Genomic DNA, 22052 nt, shown 5'->3' on the forward strand with positions numbered 1-22052 from the left:
CATCACGCCACCCCGGCGAGGATCGCCCATGTCTGCATTCCAGAAAAAGAACCCGCTCGACTTCAAAACCCAGTATGGCCTTGGCTTCGATCCGCAAGATGACGAGATCGTGGTCGACTTCTTCTGCGGCGGCGGCGGCGCCGGTACCGGGCTGGAAATGGGTCTGAGCCGTCCGGTGACGGTCGCCAAGAACCACAGCCCCGCCGCCATCAGCATGCACACGGCCAACCATCCCGCAGCGCGTCACTTCACCACCGATGTCTTCGAGGGCGACCCCGACGAGGAATGCCAGGGCCGGCCGGTGGGCTGGTTCCACATGAGCCCAGATTGCACCCATCACAGCCAGGCCGCCGGCGGCCAGCCCCGCAAGCGCGAGATCCGCAACCTGTCTTGGGTTGGGCTGAAGTGGGCGGGCAAGAAGCCGGGCAAGAAGCGCATCCGGGTGATCAGCCTCGAGAACGTGAAGCAGATCCTGCAGTGGGGTCCTCTGATCGCCAAGCGTGACAAGGCCACCGGCCGGGTGATGAAGCTGGACGGCACTGTGGCCGCCATTGGTGAGCGCGTACCAGTGCAACAGCAGTTCCTGGTACCCGACCCGAAGCGACGCGGCATCACCTGGCGGCGCTTCGTGCAGCTGCTTGAGGGCATGGGCTACCAGGTGGAATGGCGAGTAATCAAGGCCTGCGACTTCGGCGCCCCGACCAGTCGCGAACGCCTGTTCATGATCGCCCGCTGCGACGGCCAGCCAATCGTGTGGCCGGAGCCTACCCACGCCAAGAACCCAGCCAAGGGCCAGCAGAAATGGCGCACCGCCGCCGACTGCATTGACTGGAGCGTGCCGAGCAAGAGCATCTTCGGCCGCAAGAAGGATCTGGCCGCCGCCACCTTGCGCAGGGTGGCCAAAGGCATGAAGAAGTTCGTGTTGGACAACCCGCAACCCTTCATCGTGCCGATCGCGAACTGGTCGGGCGAACTGGCCCAGTCTGCTGACGAGCCGCTGCGCACCGTCACTTCCTGGCCACGGGGCGGCTCGTTCGCCATGGCTAGCCCTACCCTGGTTCAAACCGGCTACGGCGAGCGCGCCGGGCAGCAACCTCGAGTGCCTGGCCTGGACAAGCCACTCGGGACGATCGTCGCCGCCGGCGCGAAGCACGCGTTGTCGAGCGCGGTCATCCTGCCAGCCACGCACCAGGGTGCTGACCGCGTGAACGATCCAAGCGAGCCACTGCCCACGGTAACTGCCGCCAACCGCGGCGAGCTCATGATGGCGAGTCCGGTCATGGTCGGCGCTGGCGGTCCTGTGTATGCCGGCCACCCAGTAACAGCCGATCATCCCATGGGCACCTTGATGACGCGCAGCCACCGTGCACTGGCGTCGGCACACCTGGTCAAGTTCCGCTTCAACAGCGAGGGCGCGGCAATCACCGACCCGATGCCAACCATCACCAGCGGCGGAAACTACCAGCGTCCGGCCGGCGCCGCCCACGCCATGGGCATCTGCACTGCGTTTATCGAGCAGGCCAATGGCGGGTTCAACACCACCCCGGCAAAGGGCGCGGACGAGCCAATGACCACGGTCACCAACACCGGCAGCCAGCAGCGCCTGGTGACGGCTCACCTGGCAACCCTGCGCAACGGCAGTACCGGGCAACAGGCCGATGATCCACTGAGCACAGTTACGACCGGCGAGCACCACGCACTGGTGGGAGCGAACCTCCTTCACCTTCGCGGCAACTGCGATGCCCGTGCTGTCGACGAGCCGCTGCATACCGTCAGCGCTGGCGGCACCCACCACGGTCTGGTCGAGTACAAGCTCTCGCCTGAGCATGAGGCCGGCGCCCTGCGTGTCGCCGCGTTCCTGATCAGCTACTACGGCACGGAGAACATCAGCGGCTGCGACTCACCGGCACCCACGGTAACCACCAAGGATCGCCTGGGCCTGGTCACCGTGTACGTGAAAGGTACCCCGTACGTGATCGTCGACATCTGCCTGCGCATGCTCCAGCCACACGAGCTCTACCGCGCCCAGGGCTTCCCCTCCAGCTACATCATCGACAAGGGCGCCGACGGTAAGCCGTTCACCAAGACCGAGCAGGTGCACATGTGCGGCAACAGCGTCAGCCCGCCGCCGATGGCTGCTCTGGCTCGGGCTAATGACCCGTGGAAGGCCAAGCAGCGGAACGCGGTAGCCGCATGAGTTCGCAGGCCGGTCAACGCATGAGCACTCCTTCATATTCTGCATTTTCGCTGTTAATGACTGGCACCTTAACCCCGGCCTTATGCTGCTTGAGCAGCCACTCTTGCATGGCAGAAGTTCGGAGCCACTTGCCCATGTCAAGTTGACGCCGGACAGTGCCCGTTACCCGATACTTCCCACATTCGTCGCAGTCATAGTCCGCATGATCAATGGCACGACTCACCTCCATTTCCGGCTTGTTGCAGACAACGCACTCCATACCAACCTCCTTTTTTTGAGCGGTGAACTATAGCCGCGAGGTATCCCCATGCCCACAGAAAACCGATCCACGCCGCGCCTTGTTGCGTTGTTCTGGCGCCTGGTCGCCAAGATCCTGGCCAGGCCTGCGGCAGTCGACTGGATCATCAGCCGCGCCCAGCGCACTCCGTACCAGCACATCACCTCCGCCGACGGCCAGGACATCTACATGGGCCGCTGGTGGCTGCTCAACGCCTACTGCCGAGAAACACGCAAGCGCGCCATGCAGTGGTTTCCCTGGTCGATCCGCATCCATCACATCATGCGGCCCGATCATGACCGCGACCTACATGACCATCCGTGGAATGCGCGCACCATCATCCTGCGAGGCTGGTACACAGAGCAGCGCCTTCTTGACCATGAAGATCCAGCGCTGCGCGGGCTCAACGTTCCAGCCGGTGCACTGGCAACCGAGTACATCACCCGCCGTGCCGGAGACACCGCTCGACTGCTGCACGGCGAGTACCACCGCATCGACGAGATTTCTCCGGGCGGCGTCTTCACCCTATTCATCACCAGCAAATGGCGTGGCGACTGGGGGTTCCTGGTGGATGGCGTGAAGGTGCCGTGGCGGACCTACACCGGCACCGATGACTGACACCACGTAAAGAGCACATTTGTACTCCACCCAGCTGTAACCCCTCTCCCCTCTATTCACTGCCGCGATATGGCGGCCAAGGCGAAGCTATGTCTCAAGCAAAGGAACGCCCGATCCTGTTCAGCGGGCATATGGTCCGCGCCATCCTAAACGGCCAGAAGACTGTCACGCGGCGCGAGATCAAGCCCAGCATGCGGAGCGCTGATAGCAGCTTCGAGCTTCACCAGCAGGAAGACGAGTCTTGGCGACCCATGCACACTTTTGACGAGAGCTGCATGGATGCCAACGGCACCGAGCATCCAATTGTCTGCCCGTACGGCCAGCCAGGTGACCGCCTGTGGGTGCGCGAGGCCTGGCTGGCAGATGCTCAACTCGACTCGATCGCACCGCGCGATCTGAGCCAGGGCGAGCCAATTTTGTATCCGGCAGATGGCAGCGTCCGGCAGACGGGATGCGCAATGGTTTCGCAGGGCCGAGGGCGCCCATCTATCCACATGCCGCGCTGGGCTAGCCGCATCCTGCTGGAAATCACCGCAGTGCGCGTCGAGCTGCTGCAGGACATCACCGAGGAGCAAGCCGAAGCAGAAGGTGTGAATTTCCTTCGGCACGTACCAGACGCAGACGAGACGCTCACAGCTTCGCAGTTATTCGAGTGCCTCTGGAGCAGCATCAACGGCGACGAATCATGGAATGGCAACCCCTGGGTCTGGGTCGTCGAATTCAAGAGGATCGAGCCATGACCCGCCTCGCCGTCTGCCTCCTACTGCTGGCCACCGGCGCCAGCGCAAGCGAGAACGTTATCGACGTGCAGCACGACAGCCAGCGCGGCGTCACCTGCTATCTCCTGAATGGGGTCGGCATCAGCTGCATCCCCGACAGCCAGCTGCAGGCCGGCAACGAGCGCCAGCTCTCCCCGCACGAAACCCAACCTGAACCTACACCTGCTGCCGCGCCGGCGGCCTGGAATGATGAGAGGTATCAGCTGTGAGCGCAGTAATCAGTTCTTGCGGGCTCTACCGTTACCGCCTCGAACGAGAGGTGCAGGCCGAGGGCAAGGTGTTCGCCTTCTTTGGAATCAACCCCAGCACGGCAGACGCCACCCTGGATGACGCGACCGTTCGCAAATGGCGCGGCTTCACCCAGCGCAACGGCGGCCGGCGATTCATCGTTGGCAACGTGTTCTGCTATCGCGCGACAGACCCCCGCGATGTTGGTTTCTCGAACGACAGGCGAACCTACATCAACGGCCTACCCACGCCTTCCCACCACTTGGATAACCTCGAGCACATCCGTCAGATCATCACTGATGCCGATGTGCTGGTCCCGTGCTGGGGGCGCACCACCAAGGTGACCGCAGCAATCAGATATTGCTTTGCCGAGGTACTGGGCCTGCTCAACGCCAGCGGAAAGCCTGTTCTGCATTTCGGGGTGACCGCCAGCGGCGACCCGAAGCACCCGCTTATGCTGGGCTATGACACTCCGCTGATCCCGTGGGGACAACCATGACCGACCTGACCGAAGTGAAGACCTGCACCTGCCCGAGCGGCAACGGCTCACTGCGCTGGCCGTGCCCGGTTCATCCGCCGAAGGAGGTCCAACCATGACCGAAATTCACCGATACAAAGTCGTCGCGATGCTTTCTGAGGAAGGCAATCGTATTGGCTACGACCCGCATGGCCCTGATGTTGTGATGGCCTCGGCCTACGACCAGCTCAAGGCCAAGAACGAGGAGTTGCGCAAGGATGCCGAACGCAGCAAGAGCATGCTGCTGGATGCCTGCGTGCAGGTCGGCTCTATCGGCGAGGCCTTATGCCTGGATATGGATGCCGACGCCGACACAATGATCGGCACGGCCCGCGACCTGATCGAAGGCCTGAGCCGCATCACCAAGGAATGCCCGCTTGGAAGCCCAGGCTTTGCCATCGCTTGCGAGGTACTTGGGGAGCTTGGCGTGCAGCAGGAGGCGCAGCCATGATCGCCCTCGCCTACATGGCCTACCTGATCTATCGGGCGCCGCGATGATCCCGCATACAGGCTGGCTACGCCGCCAGCTTGAGGCGGTACTGATCGTGCTGGCCGCCTGGATTCTTGGCGGCCGCAACGTCACCAGATCCGGGGTCGTCTCGCGCCGGGACAACAACGAAATGTTCGAGATGGACTGCCGACTGCGTGACATCGCCCGCCGCATCCGCAACCAGTACAGCAAGTAACCCCTCCCCCAACTACTCAAGCCCGCCGACATCAGCGGGCGAGGATGACCTATGTCCAATCACACCGTGAAATGCAGCAGGTGCCGGAACCAGCACAAGGAAAGCGAGCGTGTTCTCGCTGCCTGCAGATGGCTCAATGGTGCCAGCACCATGGTCTGCCCGCGCTGCCGGTGCACCAGTTATTACATCGTCGAGCCTGCGCCAGCGGCCTGACCACCAACCTGCCGCCACCGGCGGCGTGGAGACCAACATGCAAGACGAAGAACGCCAGCCGGTGGCCTATGTATCCGACAAGGTCCCAGAGGAAAAAATGGCCGAGCTGATCGGAACGACCAAGCGGGCCCTGGAAGGAAAGCGAAGCCGCGGCGTGATCCCTGAGGGGGTTTGGAAGAAGATCGACGGCCGGATTTTTTACAGCATCAGGAGATACGAAGCGTGGCTGGAAGGAAGCTGGGGCTACCCACTGGAGTCGAGCTCATCGGCAAGTCAATTCGGATCCGTTTTACTTGGAACGGTGAGCGTCGATCCGAAACGCTCGCATATCCCCAAACCGCCAAAGGGATCAAGGCGGCAGCCGATCTACGCACTCAAGTAGTCAGCCTGGCCAAGCACGGCGTGCTGGACGAAAAAAGGTACGCCGAACTGTTCCCGGCCTCCAGCTACACAGCGCCAGCCAGCGAACTGATGTTTGGCGAGTACGCCCAGAGCTGGCTGAACAGCCTGGAGGTGGTGCACGACACTCGAGTCAACTACAAAGGATTGATGAACAACTACTGGATGCCCCATCTGGCGGCGCTGCCGATCAAGGCGGTAACGCCGATGGTGCTGAGGGAGGTGGTCGCTAAGACCGAATGGAAGAGCTCGACAGTCAAGCGCGCCGCCATCGCCCGGGTTAAGGCGATGTTCCGCGCAGCGGTTTATGACGAGGTTGTAGATAGGAACCCAGCGGCATCAATCCAACTGCCGCAGAAGAACAAGAAGCAGGTCGACCCTTTCACTGTTGAAGAGGCGGAGGACCTGATCAGGTGGATGTACAAGAACTTCTCACGCTGCAACCAGGTGTTCGCAGCCTTCTATGAGTTCGCCTTCTACACCGGCATGCGCACCGGCGAGATCATGGCGCTACGCTGGGACGAGATCGATTTCGAGAAGAAGACGGCCCACGTCTGCCGGATCGTTGTAGAGAACCAGGTCGTGGAGCGGACGAAGACTAAGTACACGCGAACGATCATGCTCAACAGTCGCGCCCTGGCAGCTCTCGGGCGAGCCAGGGAGATTGCAAGCGCTCGAAAGCGAAACGGTAGGCGGGTGTCCGCTGAATCACCGTTCATCTTTCAGCCTGCCGGCAGGTCCCCTCACATGAAAGGCACCAGCACGCCTGGTTTTCACTTCAACCAGGCGGTCGAAGCAACCTCAATTCGGGCCAGGCCACAGTACAACTGCAGGCACACCTATGCCACGATGTGCCTCATGTCAGGAATGAACCCGGCCTTCATCGCCGGACAGCTTGGACACTCCGTCCAGGTCCTACTCACCACCTACGCGAAGTGGCTGAATTCAGCGAACGATTGGTCCGAGCTGGCCAAGCTTGAGGCAGCGGTAATTGGTACAGAATTGGTACAGGATTAAATTTCGTTCACGTTGCGCCCTTTAGATATAAGGCATTCGACAGCGGTTCGACCATACTCCAAAATGCAACGGTTTTTTGGGGGAAACCCTTGCACAGCCAACGACATACCAACATTTAGTGAGCCTCAACGTGAAAACTTCCCTGTCCATCCTCAGCCTGCTGCTGTTGCTCACAGGTACCGCGACCCTACCGTCGACCGCTGCTGCACAACCCCCGGCCCAGGTCCAGCGTGACCCAAGCAAGCTGCACCTGGCCTCTGGCAGCGCCCTGTTGATCGACCTCAACACCAACAAGGAGCTGTATGCCAGCCACGCCGATCGCGTGCGCCCCATCGCCTCGGTCACCAAGCTGATGACCGCGATGGTCGTGCTCGACGCCAAGCTGCCCATGGACGAAATGCTCGGCATGACCATCGCCAACAACCCGGAGATGAAGGGCGTGTACTCGCGGGTACGCCTGGGCAGTGAGCTGAACCGTCGCGAGACGTTGCTGATCACCCTGATGTCGTCGGAAAACCGCGCGGCCAACACCCTGGCCAACCACTACCCCGGTGGCTATGGCGCCTTCATCAAGGCGATGAACGCCAAGGCCCGCAGCCTTGGCATGAGCCGCACCCGCTACGTCGAGCCGACCGGCCTGTCGACCCTGAACGTGTCCACCGCCCACGACCTCGCCAAGTTGTTGATGGCCTCGCGCAAGTATCCGCTGCTCAGCGAGCTGTCGACCACCCGCGAGAAGACCGTGGCGTTCCGCAAGCCCAACTACACCCTGGGCTTTCGCAACACCGACCACCTGGTGAACAAGAGCAACTGGGACATCGCCCTGACCAAGACCGGCTTCACCAACGAAGCGGGGCATTGCCTGGTGCTGCTGACGAAGATGGACAACCGTCCGGTGGCCATGGTGATTCTCGACGCCTACGGCAAGTACACCCACTTCGCCGATGCCAGCCGCATGCGCCAGTGGCTGGAGACCGGCAGCGCCAAGCCGGCGCCGGCGGTGGCCATGCAGTACAAGAGCGAGCGCCAGAGCCGCGCGCGCCTGGCGCAGGACTGACACACCGCTGAAACGAAAACGCCCCGCATGATGCGGGGCGTCTTGCTTTACCGGTATGGGTCTCAGGCCTGGGTGGCGATCATGCCACCGGCGCTGCTGCCGCCAGTCTTGGTCAACGCTTCGAGCAATTGCTGCGTGGCGGCCAGGATCTGCCCGCTCAGGGTGGCGATGCTCGCCTGCTTGGCGGTGATCATGGCCAGCTTGGAGGTTTCGTCCATCTCTTGCTCGGCAATCATCGCCAGTTGCTTCTGCTCTTCGGCAAGCTGCTTCTGCAATTGCTTGATCATGTCGCGCAGCTGGGTAATGTGCCCCGGCTCGCCGCTGCCCTCACCGCCCTCGGCCTGCTTGGCCTCCTCGGCCTTGCCCGGGGTGGTTTCACCCGACAGGTCCACCGCGACGCTCGTCAACGGCTTTTCTTTCTTTTCTGCGGGCTGGGCGTTGGCCACACTGGTGATCACGCCCATCGTCGCACTGTTGATACCTACCATTCCCTAATCCTCCGTGGTGGGTCCTTTCAATACCAGCGCTATCGGCCGCGCCACGGCAGACTTGATGGCTTTACGCCGATAAATTTACCCCCTCGTCATTCGTCCACCACATACCCGAGCCATGCCCTGGCGCCCCTGGCGACCCGACAGGCCGACCCGATCAGCCCCGCAACGAGATGGCAATGACCAAGACCCGTTCCCGCAAAGCCTTGTACATCGGCCTGCCCCTGGCCCTGGTGGCCGCCCTGGGTGGCGCCGCCGGCTATTACTTCTGGAAGCAGGACAGCGGCTATCCCCGCGCCATCGTGCAGCAGGCCAATGAACTGCACGAACACATGCTCTCCTTCGACAGCCATGTCACCGTGCCGCTGGGCTACGGCAGCGACGGCTACGAGGCTGACAAGGACGGCCGTGGTCAGTTCGACCTGGCCAAGGCGGCCAAGGGCCGGTTGTCGGGCGCGGCGCTGACCGTCTTCGGCTGGCCCGAGCTGTGGAACGGCCCGAACGCACCGCACCGTCCGACCCCGGGCTTCGTCGACGAGGCCCGCAACCAGCAGGAAGTGCGCTACAAGATCATCAGCGGGATCGTGCGCGACTTCCCCAACCAGGTCGGCATCGCCTACACCCCCGAGGACTTCCGCCGCCTGAACGGAGAAGGCAAGTTCGCCATCTTCATCAGCATGCTCAACGCCTACCCGCTGGGCAACGACCTGTCGCAGCTCGACCTGTGGAGCAAGCGCGGCATGCGCATGTTCGGCTTCAGCTACACCGGCAACAACGCCTGGGCCGACTCCTCGCGCCCGCTGCCGTTCTTCAACGACACCCCCGACGCCTTCGGCGGCCTGTCGCCACTGGGCGAGCAGGCGGTCAAGCGGCTCAACGACCTGGGCGTGATCATCGACGTCTCACAGATGTCCACCCTGGCCCTGGAAGACGTGGCCCGCCTGAGCCGCGCCCCGTTCGTCGCCTCGCACTCGGCGCCGCGGGCGCTGGTGGACATCCCGCGCAACCTCTCCGACAAGGAGATGCAGCTGATCAAGGACAGCGGCGGCGTGCTCCAGGTCGTGGCCTTCACCACCTACCTCAAGCCGCTGAGCAAGCCGACCCTGGAAAAACTCGAGGCCCTGCGCGCGCGCTTCGACCTGCAACCGCTGCAAGGCCTGACCAACGCGCTGATGCCAGGCGACCCGATCATCGCCATCTGGCCCGAGGCGCGCTTCGGCGAATACGCCAGCAGCCTTTACGCCATCGTCGACGAAGAGCCCCGTGCCGGCCTCAAGGAATACGTCGATGCCATCGACTACGCCGTGAAGAAGATGGGCATCGACCATGTCGGCATCAGCTCCGACTTCAACGATGGCGGCGGCGTCACCGGCTTCATGAACGTCGGCGAGATCCGTAACGTCACCGCCGAGCTGCTGACCCGCGGCTACTCCGAGACCGATATCGCCAAGCTCTGGGCAGGTAACTTCCTGCGCGTCTGGGGGCAGGTGCAGAAAGCCGCCAATCCGGTCGCCCAGCACGACAGCAGCACCCGGGAAGTTCGCCATGACTGACCGCCGTGCCTTCCTCAAGCAGGCCGCCGCCCTGGCCGCCAGCCTGCCCTTGCTGCCCAGTGCCCTCGCCGCCAATCCGGCATCGCCGCCTCTGCAAGGGCCGGACAAATGGCGCCAATTGCGCGAGTTGTTCCCCCTGGCCCCCGATGTCGCGCACTTCGCCAATTTCCTGATTACCGCCCACCCGCGCCCGGTGCAGGAAGCGATCGACCGCCACCGCGCCACCCTCGACCGCAACCCGGCCCTGTGCATGGACTGGGAAAGCCAGTACGAATGGCAACGCGAGGACGAGGTCCGCGAATGGGCGGGCCGCTACCTGGATGTGCGTCCGCGCCAGGTTGCCCTGACCGGCAGCACCACCGAGGGCCTCGGCATGATCTACGGCGGCCTGCATGTGGCGCCGCACCAGGAAATCCTCACCACCGAACACGAGCACTACTCGACCCACAATTGCCTGGCATTCCGCCAGCGCCAGCACGGCACCCAGGTGCGCAAGCTGCGCCTGTTCGACAAACCCGGCGAGGTCTCCACTGATCGGGTCCTGAGCCTGATCGACCGCAGCATCCGCCCCGAGACCCGGGTGCTGGGCATGACCTGGGTGCACTCGGGCAGCGGCGTCAAGCTGCCGGTGGGCGCCATCGGCGAACTGGTGCGCCAGCACAACCGCAACCGCGACGAGGCTGATCGTATCCTCTACGTGGTCGATGGCGTGCATGGTTTCGGCGTGGAAAACGTGCGCTTCGCCGACTTCAACTGCGACTGGTTCATCGCCGGCACCCACAAATGGATGTTCGGCCCCCGGGGCACGGGGATCATCTGCGCGGCGTCGGAGCAGATGCAGCACCTGACACCGACCTTCGCCACCTTCTCGCGCAACGAGGACTTCGGCACCATCATGACCCCGGGCGGTTACCACGCCTTCGAGCACCGCTGGGCGCTGGGCGAGGCCTTCAAGCTGCACCTGGCCCTGGGCAAGGCCGACGTCCAGGCGCGCATCCATCAGCTCAACGACTACCTCAAGGCACGCCTGGCCGAGCACCGCGCCATCGAGCTGGTGACCCCGGTCAGCCGTGAGTTCTCCGCCGGCTTCACCTTCCTGCGCATCAAGGACCGCGATCCCGATGCCGTGGCGGCCTACCTGAACGCCAACAAGGTCATGGTCGATGCCGTGGACCGCGACGTCGGGCCGGTGATCCGCTTTGCGCCCAGCCTGCTCAACGACGAGCAACAGATCGATCGGGCCATGGCGCTACTGCGCAAGCAGATCGGTTGAAACGCCTCCTGCTGTAATGGGGCCGCTCTGCGGCCCTTTCGCCGACAAGTCCAACTTCCCTTGCAGGCATGCCTGCAGACAGACACGGCCCGGACTGTGCCGTACGCCTGCTTGTCGGCGAAAAACCAACGTGCACGAGCGATCATTGCACCGGCGCAATGAGCCAACTGCATCGTTAAATATTATTGACCTAAACCCCCGCCAAACCCTTGCCAGCCAAGGCCTTGAACATCTCAATCCCCCGGAAACCGGCGCCTGGGCGCCCCGCCACTCGTTTGACATATCGAACGGCTCTGGCAAGCTAGGAGTCAGGCCCCGACCGACATCGCCTGCAAGGCGAGCCGGCAGTGCTCGGGGCTCCAGGCAGCACTGAAGGCCCCGGCCGTGCGCCTGCACAACAACGACAGGCATGACCTGTCTCAAGGTGACATATGTCCAACAGCAACATTGGCAACAAGCAACCCTCCGTGCGCAAACCCGTCGTCCTGATGACCATGGGCAGCCAAGAGCGCAAAGGCCATGACTATCAGGTCATGACCCACAAATACATCACCCCGCTGGTCGATTTCGCCGGTTGCGTCCCGGTCCTGGTGCCCACCTGCTGTGGCGTCGAAGACCTCGAGACCTACCTGGACATGGCCGACGGCGTCTACCTGACCGGTGCCGGCAGCAACATCGACCCGACCCTCTACGGCCAGGAAAACCAGACCCCCGGCAAGGGCCAGGACAAGGACCGCGACCTGTTCGACATGCCGCTGGTCAAGGCTGCGATCAAGCGCGGTCTGCCGATCTTCGGCATCTGCCGCGGCATGCAGGAAATCAACGTGGCCCTGGGCGGTGACATCTACCAGAAGGTCTACGCCGAACCCGGCTTCAACGACCACCGGGAAAACCCGGAAGATCCGGTCGAGGTCCAGTACGCCCCGGTACACAGCGTGAAGATCAAGCCAGGCAGCTGGCTGCGCGATACCCTGGGCACCGACGAGATCCGCGTCAACTCGCTGCACGGCCAGGGCCTGCGCAACCTGGGTGCCGGCATCGAGCCGATCGCCCATGCCGAAGACGGCCTGGTCGAGGCGATCCACGCCCCGAGCCTCTCGCCCTTCCTGTTCGCGGTGCAGTGGCACCCGGAGTGGCAGGCGGCGAAGAACCCCGACTCGATCAAGATGTTCCAGGCCTTCGGCGACGCCTGCCGCGCCCAGGTCCGCAAGTCCCAGGTCAAGCACCACCAGGCTGCCTGATCCACTGAAGCTTCGTTAGCTTTGATCGCGGGGCGGTGCAATACCGCCCCCGTTTCCCCGGTCACCCTCTGCTGGTCCCAGAACACTTCCCGTGGAAGCGGGCGGCGGGCTTGTGCCTGTCTCCGCGATCTTTTTTCTTCCGCATAAGTCATACGACAACATCACTCAACCGAATAAATAGGGCTTACGCTTTCCCCTGTAGGAGCGGCCTTGTGTCGCGAAAGGGGCGCGCAGCGGCCCCAGGGTCTTAGCGTAGACGCATCAATCGCCGGGGCCGCTTTGCGGCCCTTTCCGACCGGTCCGACGCCTCGGCAAGGCCGCTCCTACAGGGATTGCGTTGTCATGGCTGAAACGAATTCAAAATTCTGTGCAGGGGGGACTAGTCATCGCGCAAGTTGTACGATAACTTACCTCTCACCTTGGTTCCCCCCTCCTCCAAGCGCCACAGGATGCCTACAACAATGACCCCACAAGAACTGCAATCCATCCTCTCCCACGGCCTGCTGTCGTTCCCCGTCACCGACTTCGACGCCCACGGCGACTTCAACCCGGCCGGCTACGTCAAGCGCCTGGAATGGCTCGCCCCCTACGGCGCCAGCGCCCTGTTCGCCGCCGGCGGCACCGGCGAGTTCTTCTCCCTGGCCGCCAGCGAGTACAGCCAGGTGATCAAGACCGCCGTCGACACCTGCGCCACCTCGGTGCCGATCCTCGCCGGCGTCGGCGGCTCGACCCGCCAGGCCATCGAATACGCCAAAGAGGCCGAGCGCCTCGGCGCCAAAGGCCTGCTGCTGCTGCCCCACTACCTCACCGAAGCCAGCCAGGACGGCGTCGCCGCCCATGTCGAGGCGGTGTGCAAGGCGGTGAATATCGGCGTGGTGGTATACAACCGCAACGTCTGCCGGCTGAACGCCGACCTGCTGGAACGCCTGGCCGAGCGCTGCCCGAACCTGATCGGCTACAAGGACGGCCTGGGCGACATCGAGCTGATGGTGTCGATTCGTCGCCGCCTGGGCGATCGCTTCAGCTACCTGGGTGGTCTGCCCACCGCCGAGGTGTATGCTGCGGCGTACAAGGCCCTGGGCGTGCCGGTGTACTCCTCGGCGGTGTTCAACTTCGTGCCGAAGACGGCGATGGACTTCTACCACGCCATCGCCCGCGACGATCACGCCACCGTGGCCAAGCTGATCGACGACTTCTTCCTGCCGTACCTGGACATCCGCAACCGCAAGGCCGGTTACGCCGTGAGCATCGTCAAGGCCGGGGCGAAGATCGCCGGCTACGACGCCGGGCCCGTGCGCACGCCGCTGACCGACCTGACCGCGCAGGAGTACGAGATGCTCGCCGCGCTGATGGACAAGATGGGCCCGCAATAAGCGAACGCCCTGCGGCCTGCCGATGCCGCCGCCGGAGCAGGGCCACCCTGCTCCGGCCCACAACCGATCCCCGTATAAAAATAACGAGTGGGAGTAACCAGCATGCAAGCGACGAAAAAGACGCATGTGCGCTACCTGATCCTGTTGATGCTGTTCCTGGTGACCACCATCAACTACGCCGACCGCGCCACCATCGCCATCGCCGGCTCCAGCCTGCAGAAGGACCTGGGCATCGACGCGGTCACCCTCGGCTACATCTTCTCCGCCTTCGGCTGGGCCTACGTGGCCGGGCAGATCCCCGGCGGCTGGCTGCTTGACCGCTTCGGTTCGAAGAACGTCTACGCCTTCAGCATCTTCACCTGGTCGCTGTTCACCCTGCTGCAGGGCTTTGTCGGCGGCCTGCCGGTGGCCTGGGCGGTGGTCACGCTGTTCACCCTGCGCTTTCTGGTCGGCTTCGCCGAAGCGCCGTCGTTCCCCGGCAATGCCCGGATCGTCGCGGCCTGGTTCCCGACGCAAGAGCGCGGCACCGCCTCGGCGATCTTCAACTCGGCGCAGTACTTCGCCACCGCGCTGTTCGCGCCGATCATGGGCTGGATCGTCTTCACCTTCGGCTGGGAACATGTGTTCGTGGTGATGGGCGCGCTGGGCATCGTGTTCTCGGCGGTGTGGCTCAAGACCATCTACAACCCGCGCCAGCATCCGCGCATCAGCGCCGCCGAGCTCGAGCACATCGAACAGAACGGCGGCCTGGTGGACATGGACCAGAAACGCGGCAACGACGGCCCGAAATGGGGCTATATCAAGCAACTGCTGACCAGCCGCATGCTGCTGGGCGTCTACCTGGGCCAGTACTGCATCAACGCCATCACCTACTTCTTCCTCACCTGGTTCCCGGTGTACCTGGTGCAGGAACGCGGCATGACCATCCTCAAGGCCGGCTTCATCGCCTCGTTGCCGGCAGTGTGCGGCTTCATCGGCGGCGTACTCGGCGGCGTGCTGTCGGACTGGTTGCTGCGCCGCGGCAACTCGCTGACCTTCTCGCGCAAGCTGCCGATCGTCTGCGGCCTGCTGCTGTCGACCACCATGGTCTTCTGCAACTACGTCGAGGCCGAATGGATGGTGGTCGGTTTCATGACCCTGGCATTCTTCGGCAAGGGCATCGGCGCGCTGGGCTGGGCGGTGGTCGCCGACACCTCGCCCAAGCAGATCGCCGGGCTGTCGGGTGGGCTGTTCAACACCTTCGGCAACATCGCCTCGATCACCACGCCGATCGTCATCGGCTACATCATCAGCGCCACCGGCTCGTTCAAGTGGGCCCTGGTGTACGTGGGCGCCAACGCCCTGGTGGCAGTGTTCAGCTACCTGGTGATCGTCGGTCCGATCAAGCGCATCGAGCTCAAGGACGACCCGAAGCAGGAAGCGGCACACACCACTGAACTCGCCACTTCGCGCCATTGAGTGAAACACGCCTGCGCCCTGCCCGGGCGCAGGCTGGCGTACAAGAAGCCTGAAAGAAACGACAAGAAGGGCCTGACCATGCAGTTGATCGAACATTCCGAGTCGCCCCGCTACGTGCGCCTGCATCCTGACGACAATGTCGTGGTGGTGGTCAACGACGGCGGCCTGGGCGAAGGCGCGCGCTTCGCCGACGGCCTGACCCTGGTCGAGGGCGTTCCGCAGAGCCACAAGGTCGCCACCGCGGATATCCGCCGGGGCGAGGCGGTGCGCCGCTACGGCCAGGTCATCGGCCATGCCCTGGAAGACCTGCGCCAGGGCAGTTGGGTCAAGGAAGATCAACTGGCGATGCCGGCCGCCCCCGAGCTCGACAGCCTGCCGCGCTGCGACGCCGTGCCCGCCGCCCAGGCGCCCCTCGAAGGCTTCACCTTCGAGGGCTATCGCAATGCCGACGGCACCGTCGGCACCCGCAACATCCTCGGCATCACCACCACCGTGCAGTGCGTGACCGGCGTGCTCGACCACGCGGTCAAGCGTATCCGCGACGAACTGCTGCCCAAATACCCCAACGTGGATGATGTGGTCGCCCTCACCCACAGCTACGGCTGCGGCGTGGCGATCAACGCCCGCGATGCCTACATCCCGATTCGCACCGTGCGCAACCTGGCGCGCAACCCCAACCTGGGCGGCGAAGCGCTGGTCATCAGCCTGGGCTGCGAAAAACTCCAGGCCGGCCAGGTGATGCACGAGGACGACCCGTCCGTGGACCTCAGCGAGCCCTGGCTATACCGCCTGCAGGACGCCTCGCTGGGCTTCGTCGAGATGATCGAGCAGATCATGGCCCTGGCCGAAACCCGCCTGCGCAAGCTTGACCAGCGCCGCCGCGAAACCGTGCCGGCCAGCGAGCTGATCCTGGGCATGCAATGCGGCGGCAGCGACGCCTTTTCCGGCATCACCGCCAACCCCGCCCTGGGCCATGCCGCCGACCTGCTGGTGCGCGCCGGAGCCACCGTGCTGTTCTCGGAAGTCACCGAGGTGCGCGACGCCATCTACATGCTCACCTCCCGCGCCGAAACGCCGGAAGTCGCCGAGGCGCTGGTGCGCGAGATGGACTGGTACGACCGCTACCTGCAACAGGGCGCGGCGGATCGCAGCGCCAACACCACACCGGGCAACAAGAAAGGTGGCTTGTCCAACATCGTCGAGAAATCCCTGGGCTCGATCGTCAAGTCCGGCAGCGGCGCCATCCAGGGCGTGCTCGGCCCGGGCGAGCGGGTCACGCGCAAGGGCCTGATCTTCTGCGCCACCCCGGCCAGCGACTTCGTCTGCGGCACCCTGCAGCTGGCTGCCGGGATGAACCTGCATGTGTTCACCACCGGCCGCGGCACACCCTACGGCCTGGCCATGGCGCCGGTGGTCAAGGTGTGCACCCGCAGCGAACTGGCCCAGCGCTGGCCGGACCTGATCGACATCGACGCCGGGCGCATCGCCAGTGGCCGGGCGAGCATCGAGGAGCTTGGTTGGGAGCTGTTCCACTACTACCTCGACGTGGCCAGCGGTCGCAAGCGCACCTGGGCCGAGCAGCATGGCTTGCACAACGACATCACCCTGTTCAATCCGGCACCTATTACCTGATGAATATTGGGGCTGCTGCGCAGCCCTTTCGCGGCACAAGGCCGTTCCTACAGTAGATCGCATCCCCCTTGTAGGAGCGGCCTTGTGCCGCGAAAGGGGCGCAAAGCGCCCCCCAACGTCCCCCGACAGGAGCACCCCATGCCCAATATCCTCGGCCACAACTTCATCGCCGGCCAACGCAGTGCCGTCGGCCCGCAACGCCTGCAAAGCCTGGACGCCACCACCGGCGAGGCACTGCCCTACAGCTTTGCCCAGGCCACCGAGAGCGAAGTCAACCGCGCCACCCAAGCCGCCGCCGTCGCCTTCGGCGAATTCCGCCAGCTGCCCCCGGCACGCCGCGCCGAATTCCTCGACGCCATCGCCGCCGAACTGGACGAACTCGATGACAGCTTCGTCGCCATCGTCTGCCGTGAAACAGCCCTGCCCGCCGCGCGTATCCAGGGCGAACGCGGCCGCACCAGCGGGCAGATGCGCCTGTTCGCCCAGGTACTGCGCCGTGGCGACTTCCTCGGTGCGCGCATCGACCTGGCGCTGCCCGAGCGCCAGCCGCTGCCACGGGTGGACATCCGCCAGATGCGTATCGGCGTCGGCCCGGTAGCGGTATTTGGCGCCAGCAATTTCCCGCTGGCCTTCTCCACCGCCGGCGGCGACACCGCCGCAGCCCTGGCCGCCGGTTGCCCGGTGGTGTTCAAGGCTCACAGTGGCCACATGGCCACCGCCGACCTGGTGGCCTGCGCCATCCTGCGCGCCGCCGAACGCACCGGCATGCCCAAGGGTGTGTTCAACATGGTATTCGGTGGCGGTGTCGGTGAATGGCTGGTCAAGCACCCGGCCATCCAGGCGGTCGGCTTCACCGGTTCGCTCAAGGGCGGCGACGCCCTGTGCCGCATGGCTGCCGAGCGGGTGCAACCGATCCCGGTGTTCGCCGAGATGTCCAGCATCAACCCGGTGATCATCCTGCCGGCCGCGCTGGCCAAGCGCGGCGAGGCCATCGCCCGTGAGCTGGCCGGCTCCGTGTGCCTGGGCGCCGGGCAGTTCTGCACCAACCCGGGGATGCTGATCGGCCTGCAGTCGCCTGGCTTCAGCCAGTTGCTGAATGACCTGGGCCAACATCTGGACCAACAGGCCGGCCAGACCCTGCTCAACGCCGGCGGCCTGCGCAGCTATGTCGCCGGCCTGGAACACTTGCACGCCCATGCCGGCATCCAGCACCTGGCCGGTCAGGCGCAACAGGGCGAGCAGGCCCGTGCCCAGCTGTTCAAGGCCGACGTCCGCCTGCTGCTGGAGTCCGATCCGCTGCTGCAGGAAGAAGTGTTCGGCCCGGCCACGGTGGCCGTCGAAGTCAGCGACCGTGAACAACTGCGCGCCGCCCTGCTCGGCCTGCGCGGCCAGCTGACCGCCACGCTGATCGGCGAGCCGGAAGACTTCGAAGCCTTTGCCTGGCTGGTGCCGCTGCTGGAGGAGAAGGTCGGGCGGATCCTGGTCAATGGCTACCCGACCGGGGTCGAGGTGTGCGACGCCATGGTCCATGGCGGGCCTTACCCGGCGACCTCGGATGCCCGTGGCACTTCGGTCGGCACCCTGGCCATCGATCGCTTCCTGCGCCCGGTGTGCTACCAGAACTACCCGCAGGCGCTGCTGCCGGAGGCGTTGCGCGATGGCAACCCGCTGGGGCTGCGGCGGTTGGTGAATGGGCAGTGGAGTGAAGGGGTGATTTGATCGTCTGTAAACGTGAATGAGGGGCCCTGCGATACCTGCATCGCGGGGCAAGCCCGCTCCCACGCATTCCCCCGACGTCAGCCCCTTTGCGCCTCGGCCTCTTCATGGGCCTGGCGCAGACGCTCGCGGCTGTTGCTCAGGTGCATGCGCATGGCCATCTTCGCGCCTTCGCTGTCGCGCCGGGCGATGGCCTCGTAGATCGCCTCGTGCTCATGCATCAGCCGGCTCATGTAGTGCGCCTGGTCGTCATGGGCCAGGCGCGCCGAATTGAGCCGGGTGCGCGGGATGATGCTGGTGCCCAGGTGATTGATGATGTCGGCGAAATAGTGATTGCCGCTGGCCTGGGCGATACGCAGGTGGAACTGGAAGTCCGCCGACACCGCATCCGAGGCGTGGGCTGCGCCCTCGTTGAGCTCGTCCAGCGCGGCACGCATGCCGGCCAGTTCCTCGTCGCTGCGACGCTGGGCGGCCAAGCCCGCGGCTTCGATTTCCAGGGCGATGCGCAGCTCCAGCACCGCCAGCACCTCGCGCAGGGTGACGATGGTCGCCGGGTCGATCCGAAAGCCGCCGGTGCTCGGCGCGTCCAGCACGAAGGTGCCGATGCCATGACGGGTCTCGACCTGGCCGGCGGCCTGCAGCCGCGAGATGGCCTCGCGCACCACGGTGCGGCTGACCCCCTCCTCGACCATGATCTGCGACTCGGTGGGCAGCTTGTCGCCGCGCTTGAGCTGGCCGCTGCGGATGCGTTCGGTCAGCACCGTGACCAGTTCCTGGGCCAGACTGCGCGGCTTGCGCCGGGTCCGTGCCTGTACCTGCTGCTCTGTCATGCCCTGTATGTCTGGTTGTGAAAGACAGGCGTGATGATAGCGCAAGCAGTTGTACGATCACATACGTCCAACGGGGTTTTCATCTGCCCTGGCGTGCCGCCGACGGCGGCTGGCCCATGACTCGCCGGTACAGGCTGGAAAACGCGCTGGGGCTTTCATAGCCCAGGTCCAGGGCGACGGTGGTCACCGGCTCGCCGGTCGCCAGTCGTGTCACCGCGGCCATCAGGCAGGCCTGCTGGCGCCACTGGCCGAACGACAGCCCGGTCTGCTCGCGAAAGCGCCGGCTGAAGGTACGTGGGCTCCAGTTGAGCTGGCCTGCCCATGTTTCGCCACGGGTGTGGATTGATGGCTGCGCCAGGAACGCCTGGCACAGGGCCGCCAGACGCGGCTCGGCCGGCAGCGGCGCGAACAGCGGCAGACGCTCGGCCTGGCCCAGCTCATGCAGCACCAGCCGCAGCAGCAGGCCGTCGCGCCCCGCCTCGTCATGCAGGGCCGGCACCTCGGCGCTGGCCAGCAACAGCTGGTGCAGCAGCGGCCCGACCCGCAGTGCCTCGCACACGCCACCCGGCCTGGGCAGCGCGGTCGGTTCGATGTACAGGCTGCGGGTACTCACGCCACGCATGCGCACCTGATGCGGCTTGCCGGGCGGAATCCATACCCCGCTGCCGGGCGGGATGACCCAGGCGCCGTCATCGGTCAGCACCTCCATCAGCCCGCTCATGCCATACAGGAACTGCGCCCGGCGATGGACATGTCTGGGCAGCAAGGTATCGGGCGAATAGTCGGTGGCGATGGCCAGCACCGCACGCGGGGTGGCATCGACCTCGGACAGGGGAACATTGCGCATGAAAGGAGGCTCTGGCCGAAACACGACGATTATTGGCCAGGTTGCGCAAGCCAGCCAAGAGGCATACCCCTACCCTGACCGCCTCAGCCCTGGCCCGAGGCCCACCCCATGCTCTATCCCCTGCTTGGCCTGTTCGGCCTGTGCGCCGGCGTCACCACCTTGCTGTTTGGCTTCGGCGGCGGGTTCTTCGCCGTGCCGCTGTTCTATGCCCTGCTGCTGGCCAGCCATGGCGCGGGGACCACCATGGCCCAGCACGCCATGCAGATCGCCGTGGCCACCTCGGCCACGGTGATGATCTTCAGCAGCGCGCTGGCCACCTGGCGCCATCACCGCGCGGGCAGCCTGCGCTGGGACCTGGTGCGACCACTGGCGCCGGCCATCGCCCTCGGCGCGCTGCTCGGGGCCTGGGCGGCGCTGTATCTGGCCAGCGCCTGGCTGCGCTGGCTGTTCATCGCCTACCTGGCGCTGAGCCTGATGGACGCCTGGCTGCGCCCGGGCTTCGTCCGCGCTGGCGAACATCGCCTGGCGCCCCTGGGCAGTACCGGCGCCAGCCTGGTCGGCGTGCCCATCGGCGCCCTGGCAGCGTTGCTCGGGGTGGGCGGCAGCGTGATGACCGTGCCACTGATGCGCCGCCGCGGCGCCAGCATGCGCACCGCCACGGCCATGGCCAACCCGCTGTCGCTGCCCATGGCCCTGGCGGCCACGCTGGTCTATGCGCTGCTGCCGGCTGGCCAGCTCGACCTTGGCCCGGGCCTGCTGGGCTTCATCGACCTGCGCGCGGCCCTGGTGATGACCGTCGGCGCCTGGCTCGGCATGCACCTGGCCGCGCCCCTGCTCGGGCGCATCCCCGACAGCGTGCATGCCCGGGCCTACCTGGCGCTGCTGGCCTGCGTGCTGCTGGTGATGCTGGTCAACGGCCGCTAAGGCTGGCGAATGGCCACGGCGACGCGGTAGGCTGCGTCCTGCACTCACCAAGGAAGGCACTGCATGAAGACGTTCGATCGCCTGCTGCTCGCCAGCGGCCTGCTCATCCCCCTCTGGCTGCTGCTGGGCGTCACCCTGACGGCGCTGGCCTACCCCGGCTACGACCACCTGCAACAAGCCATGAGCCAGCTCGGCGCGGTCGGCGCCCCCACCCACGGGCTGTCGCCCTGGGCCAACAATTTCCCGCTGGCCCTGTTGTTCGCACTGTTCGCCTGGGGCCTGGCGCGGCGCTGGCGGCGCTCGAAGCTGGCACGGCTGAGCGCCCTGCTGGTGCTGTTGCATGGCCTGGGCAGCCTGGTGACCGGCGGGTTTGCCTGTGACCAGGGCTGCGCGCCGCTGGAGCCATCGTTCTCGCAACAGATGCACAACCTCGGCGGCCTGCTGATGTTCCTTTCGCTGACGCTCGCCAGCGTGTTGTGGATCGGCCTGGGCATGCGCCTTGCCCGATCCCCGGGGCTGGCCTGGGGGTCGCTGCTGAGCGCTGTACTGGCGGTGGTTACCGTAGTGTTGATGACCCAGGCCGTGCACAGCGGTGAACTGTTCGGTCTCTACCAGCGCCTGAACTACGGCGTCGGCGTGCTGTGGATCGCGGCCCTGGCCCTGCAGTCGCTGCGCAGGCGCCAGCACGGTGGCCTGCAAATGGCCATCGCCTGACGGCAAACTGCT

At 64.9% G+C, this 22052-nt stretch carries 23 protein-coding genes; 19 read left to right on the forward strand and 4 right to left on the reverse strand.

The genetic code is table 11. The annotated features are described in order from the left end of the window. Positions 1-28: 28 nt before the first annotated feature. Entirely contained in the window at positions 29-2197 is a 2169-nt protein-coding gene (locus ACZ899_RS07885) for a DNA cytosine methyltransferase (protein ID WP_234561050.1), read from the forward strand. A 13-nt stretch (positions 2198-2210) separates the two neighbouring features. Here ACZ899_RS07885 and ACZ899_RS07890 read toward each other — a convergent pair whose 3' ends face one another. Beyond that, positions 2211-2456, reverse strand: coding sequence for a hypothetical protein (locus ACZ899_RS07890; RefSeq protein WP_234561049.1), 246 nt, complete (start codon positions 2454-2456; stop codon positions 2211-2213). Between the two features lie 48 nt (positions 2457-2504). Here ACZ899_RS07890 and ACZ899_RS07895 point away from each other — a divergent pair, with 48 nt between their 5' ends. The 9 genes from ACZ899_RS07895 (at position 2505) to pbpG (ending at position 7988) form a co-directional block, all read left to right on the forward strand. Continuing rightward, positions 2505-3092 carry a hypothetical protein gene (locus ACZ899_RS07895; RefSeq protein ID WP_234561048.1) on the forward strand — a complete coding sequence of 196 codons (588 nt, stop codon included), beginning with the start codon at positions 2505-2507 and terminating at the stop codon, positions 3090-3092. Positions 3093-3181: 89 nt separating this feature from the next. Continuing rightward, positions 3182-3832 carry an ASCH domain-containing protein gene (locus ACZ899_RS07900; RefSeq protein ID WP_234561047.1) on the forward strand — a complete coding sequence of 217 codons (651 nt, stop codon included), beginning with the start codon at positions 3182-3184 and terminating at the stop codon, positions 3830-3832. Further along, positions 3829-4080, forward strand: coding sequence for a hypothetical protein (locus tag ACZ899_RS07905; protein WP_234561046.1), 252 nt, complete (start codon positions 3829-3831; stop codon positions 4078-4080). Before ACZ899_RS07900 ends, ACZ899_RS07905 begins: the two co-directional genes overlap by 4 nt. Further along, positions 4077-4598: a DUF1643 domain-containing protein gene (locus ACZ899_RS07910; RefSeq protein ID WP_234561045.1), complete on the forward strand. Its 522-nt coding sequence runs from the start codon at positions 4077-4079 to the stop codon at positions 4596-4598. The genes ACZ899_RS07905 and ACZ899_RS07910 overlap by 4 nt, the downstream gene beginning before the upstream one ends. Positions 4599-4692: 94 nt before the next feature. Then, positions 4693-5067: a hypothetical protein gene (locus ACZ899_RS07915; RefSeq protein WP_234561044.1), complete on the forward strand. Its 375-nt coding sequence runs from the start codon at positions 4693-4695 to the stop codon at positions 5065-5067. Between the two features lie 43 nt (positions 5068-5110). Further along, positions 5111-5302, forward strand: coding sequence for a hypothetical protein (locus ACZ899_RS07920; RefSeq protein ID WP_234561043.1), 192 nt, complete (start codon positions 5111-5113; stop codon positions 5300-5302). 109 nt (positions 5303-5411) lie between these two features. Further along, positions 5412-5897 (forward strand): hypothetical protein, encoded by a 486-nt coding sequence (locus tag ACZ899_RS07925; protein WP_234561042.1) that lies wholly within the window; start codon positions 5412-5414, stop codon positions 5895-5897. Beyond that, positions 5798-6931 (forward strand): tyrosine-type recombinase/integrase, encoded by a 1134-nt coding sequence (locus tag ACZ899_RS07930; RefSeq protein WP_485628013.1) that lies wholly within the window; start codon positions 5798-5800, stop codon positions 6929-6931. Before ACZ899_RS07925 ends, ACZ899_RS07930 begins: the two co-directional genes overlap by 100 nt. Before the next feature lie 130 nt (positions 6932-7061). Next, positions 7062-7988, forward strand: coding sequence for a D-alanyl-D-alanine endopeptidase (gene pbpG / locus ACZ899_RS07935; protein WP_203646942.1), 927 nt, complete (start codon positions 7062-7064; stop codon positions 7986-7988). A gap of 62 nt (positions 7989-8050) precedes the next feature. On the opposite strand, the gene ACZ899_RS07940 is transcribed toward pbpG, so the two are convergent. Next, on the reverse strand, positions 8051-8476 hold the full coding sequence (locus tag ACZ899_RS07940) for a hypothetical protein (protein ID WP_232855340.1): 426 nt from the start codon (positions 8474-8476) through the stop codon (positions 8051-8053). Between the two features lie 182 nt (positions 8477-8658). Here ACZ899_RS07940 and pvdM point away from each other — a divergent pair, with 182 nt between their 5' ends. The 7 genes from pvdM to ACZ899_RS07975 all read left to right on the forward strand — a co-directional run bounded on the left by pvdM (position 8659) and on the right by ACZ899_RS07975 (position 18728). Next, positions 8659-10032: a pyoverdine-tailoring dipeptidase-like protein PvdM gene (pvdM, locus tag ACZ899_RS07945; RefSeq protein ID WP_186714606.1), complete on the forward strand. Its 1374-nt coding sequence runs from the start codon at positions 8659-8661 to the stop codon at positions 10030-10032. After that, positions 10025-11305, forward strand: a complete 1281-nt coding sequence (gene pvdN, locus ACZ899_RS07950; protein ID WP_234561041.1) for a pyoverdine-tailoring periplasmic protein PvdN — start codon at positions 10025-10027, stop codon at positions 11303-11305. Before pvdM ends, pvdN begins: the two co-directional genes overlap by 8 nt. A gap of 431 nt (positions 11306-11736) precedes the next feature. Continuing rightward, a complete protein-coding gene (locus tag ACZ899_RS07955; protein ID WP_234561040.1) occupies positions 11737-12546 on the forward strand; it encodes a gamma-glutamyl-gamma-aminobutyrate hydrolase family protein in 810 nt (269 codons plus the stop codon). A 461-nt stretch (positions 12547-13007) separates the two neighbouring features. Continuing rightward, positions 13008-13919 carry a 5-dehydro-4-deoxyglucarate dehydratase gene (gene kdgD / locus ACZ899_RS07960; protein ID WP_234561039.1) on the forward strand — a complete coding sequence of 304 codons (912 nt, stop codon included), beginning with the start codon at positions 13008-13010 and terminating at the stop codon, positions 13917-13919. A 102-nt stretch (positions 13920-14021) separates the two neighbouring features. Continuing rightward, positions 14022-15377: an MFS transporter gene (locus ACZ899_RS07965; RefSeq protein WP_234561038.1), complete on the forward strand. Its 1356-nt coding sequence runs from the start codon at positions 14022-14024 to the stop codon at positions 15375-15377. Positions 15378-15455: 78 nt separating this feature from the next. Next, positions 15456-17009 carry a galactarate dehydratase gene (gene garD, locus ACZ899_RS07970; protein ID WP_234561037.1) on the forward strand — a complete coding sequence of 518 codons (1554 nt, stop codon included), beginning with the start codon at positions 15456-15458 and terminating at the stop codon, positions 17007-17009. A 138-nt stretch (positions 17010-17147) separates the two neighbouring features. Continuing rightward, on the forward strand, positions 17148-18728 hold the full coding sequence (locus ACZ899_RS07975) for an aldehyde dehydrogenase (NADP(+)) (RefSeq protein WP_234561036.1): 1581 nt from the start codon (positions 17148-17150) through the stop codon (positions 18726-18728). Between the two features lie 77 nt (positions 18729-18805). On the opposite strand, the gene ACZ899_RS07980 is transcribed toward ACZ899_RS07975, so the two are convergent. Next, on the reverse strand, positions 18806-19555 hold the full coding sequence (locus ACZ899_RS07980; protein ID WP_186714600.1) for a FadR/GntR family transcriptional regulator: 750 nt from the start codon (positions 19553-19555) through the stop codon (positions 18806-18808). Positions 19556-19634: 79 nt separating this feature from the next. Continuing rightward, positions 19635-20402 carry an AraC family transcriptional regulator gene (locus ACZ899_RS07985; protein WP_234561035.1) on the reverse strand — a complete coding sequence of 256 codons (768 nt, stop codon included), beginning with the start codon at positions 20400-20402 and terminating at the stop codon, positions 19635-19637. A 108-nt stretch (positions 20403-20510) separates the two neighbouring features. Here ACZ899_RS07985 and ACZ899_RS07990 point away from each other — a divergent pair, with 108 nt between their 5' ends. Both ACZ899_RS07990 and ACZ899_RS07995 read left to right on the forward strand, forming a co-directional pair. Then, positions 20511-21326, forward strand: coding sequence for a sulfite exporter TauE/SafE family protein (locus tag ACZ899_RS07990; RefSeq protein ID WP_234561034.1), 816 nt, complete (start codon positions 20511-20513; stop codon positions 21324-21326). A gap of 63 nt (positions 21327-21389) precedes the next feature. Beyond that, positions 21390-22040 carry a DUF998 domain-containing protein gene (locus ACZ899_RS07995; protein WP_203646957.1) on the forward strand — a complete coding sequence of 217 codons (651 nt, stop codon included), beginning with the start codon at positions 21390-21392 and terminating at the stop codon, positions 22038-22040. Positions 22041-22052 lie beyond the last annotated feature (12 nt).

This window comes from Pseudomonas sp. TE31087 (assembly GCF_057284075.1).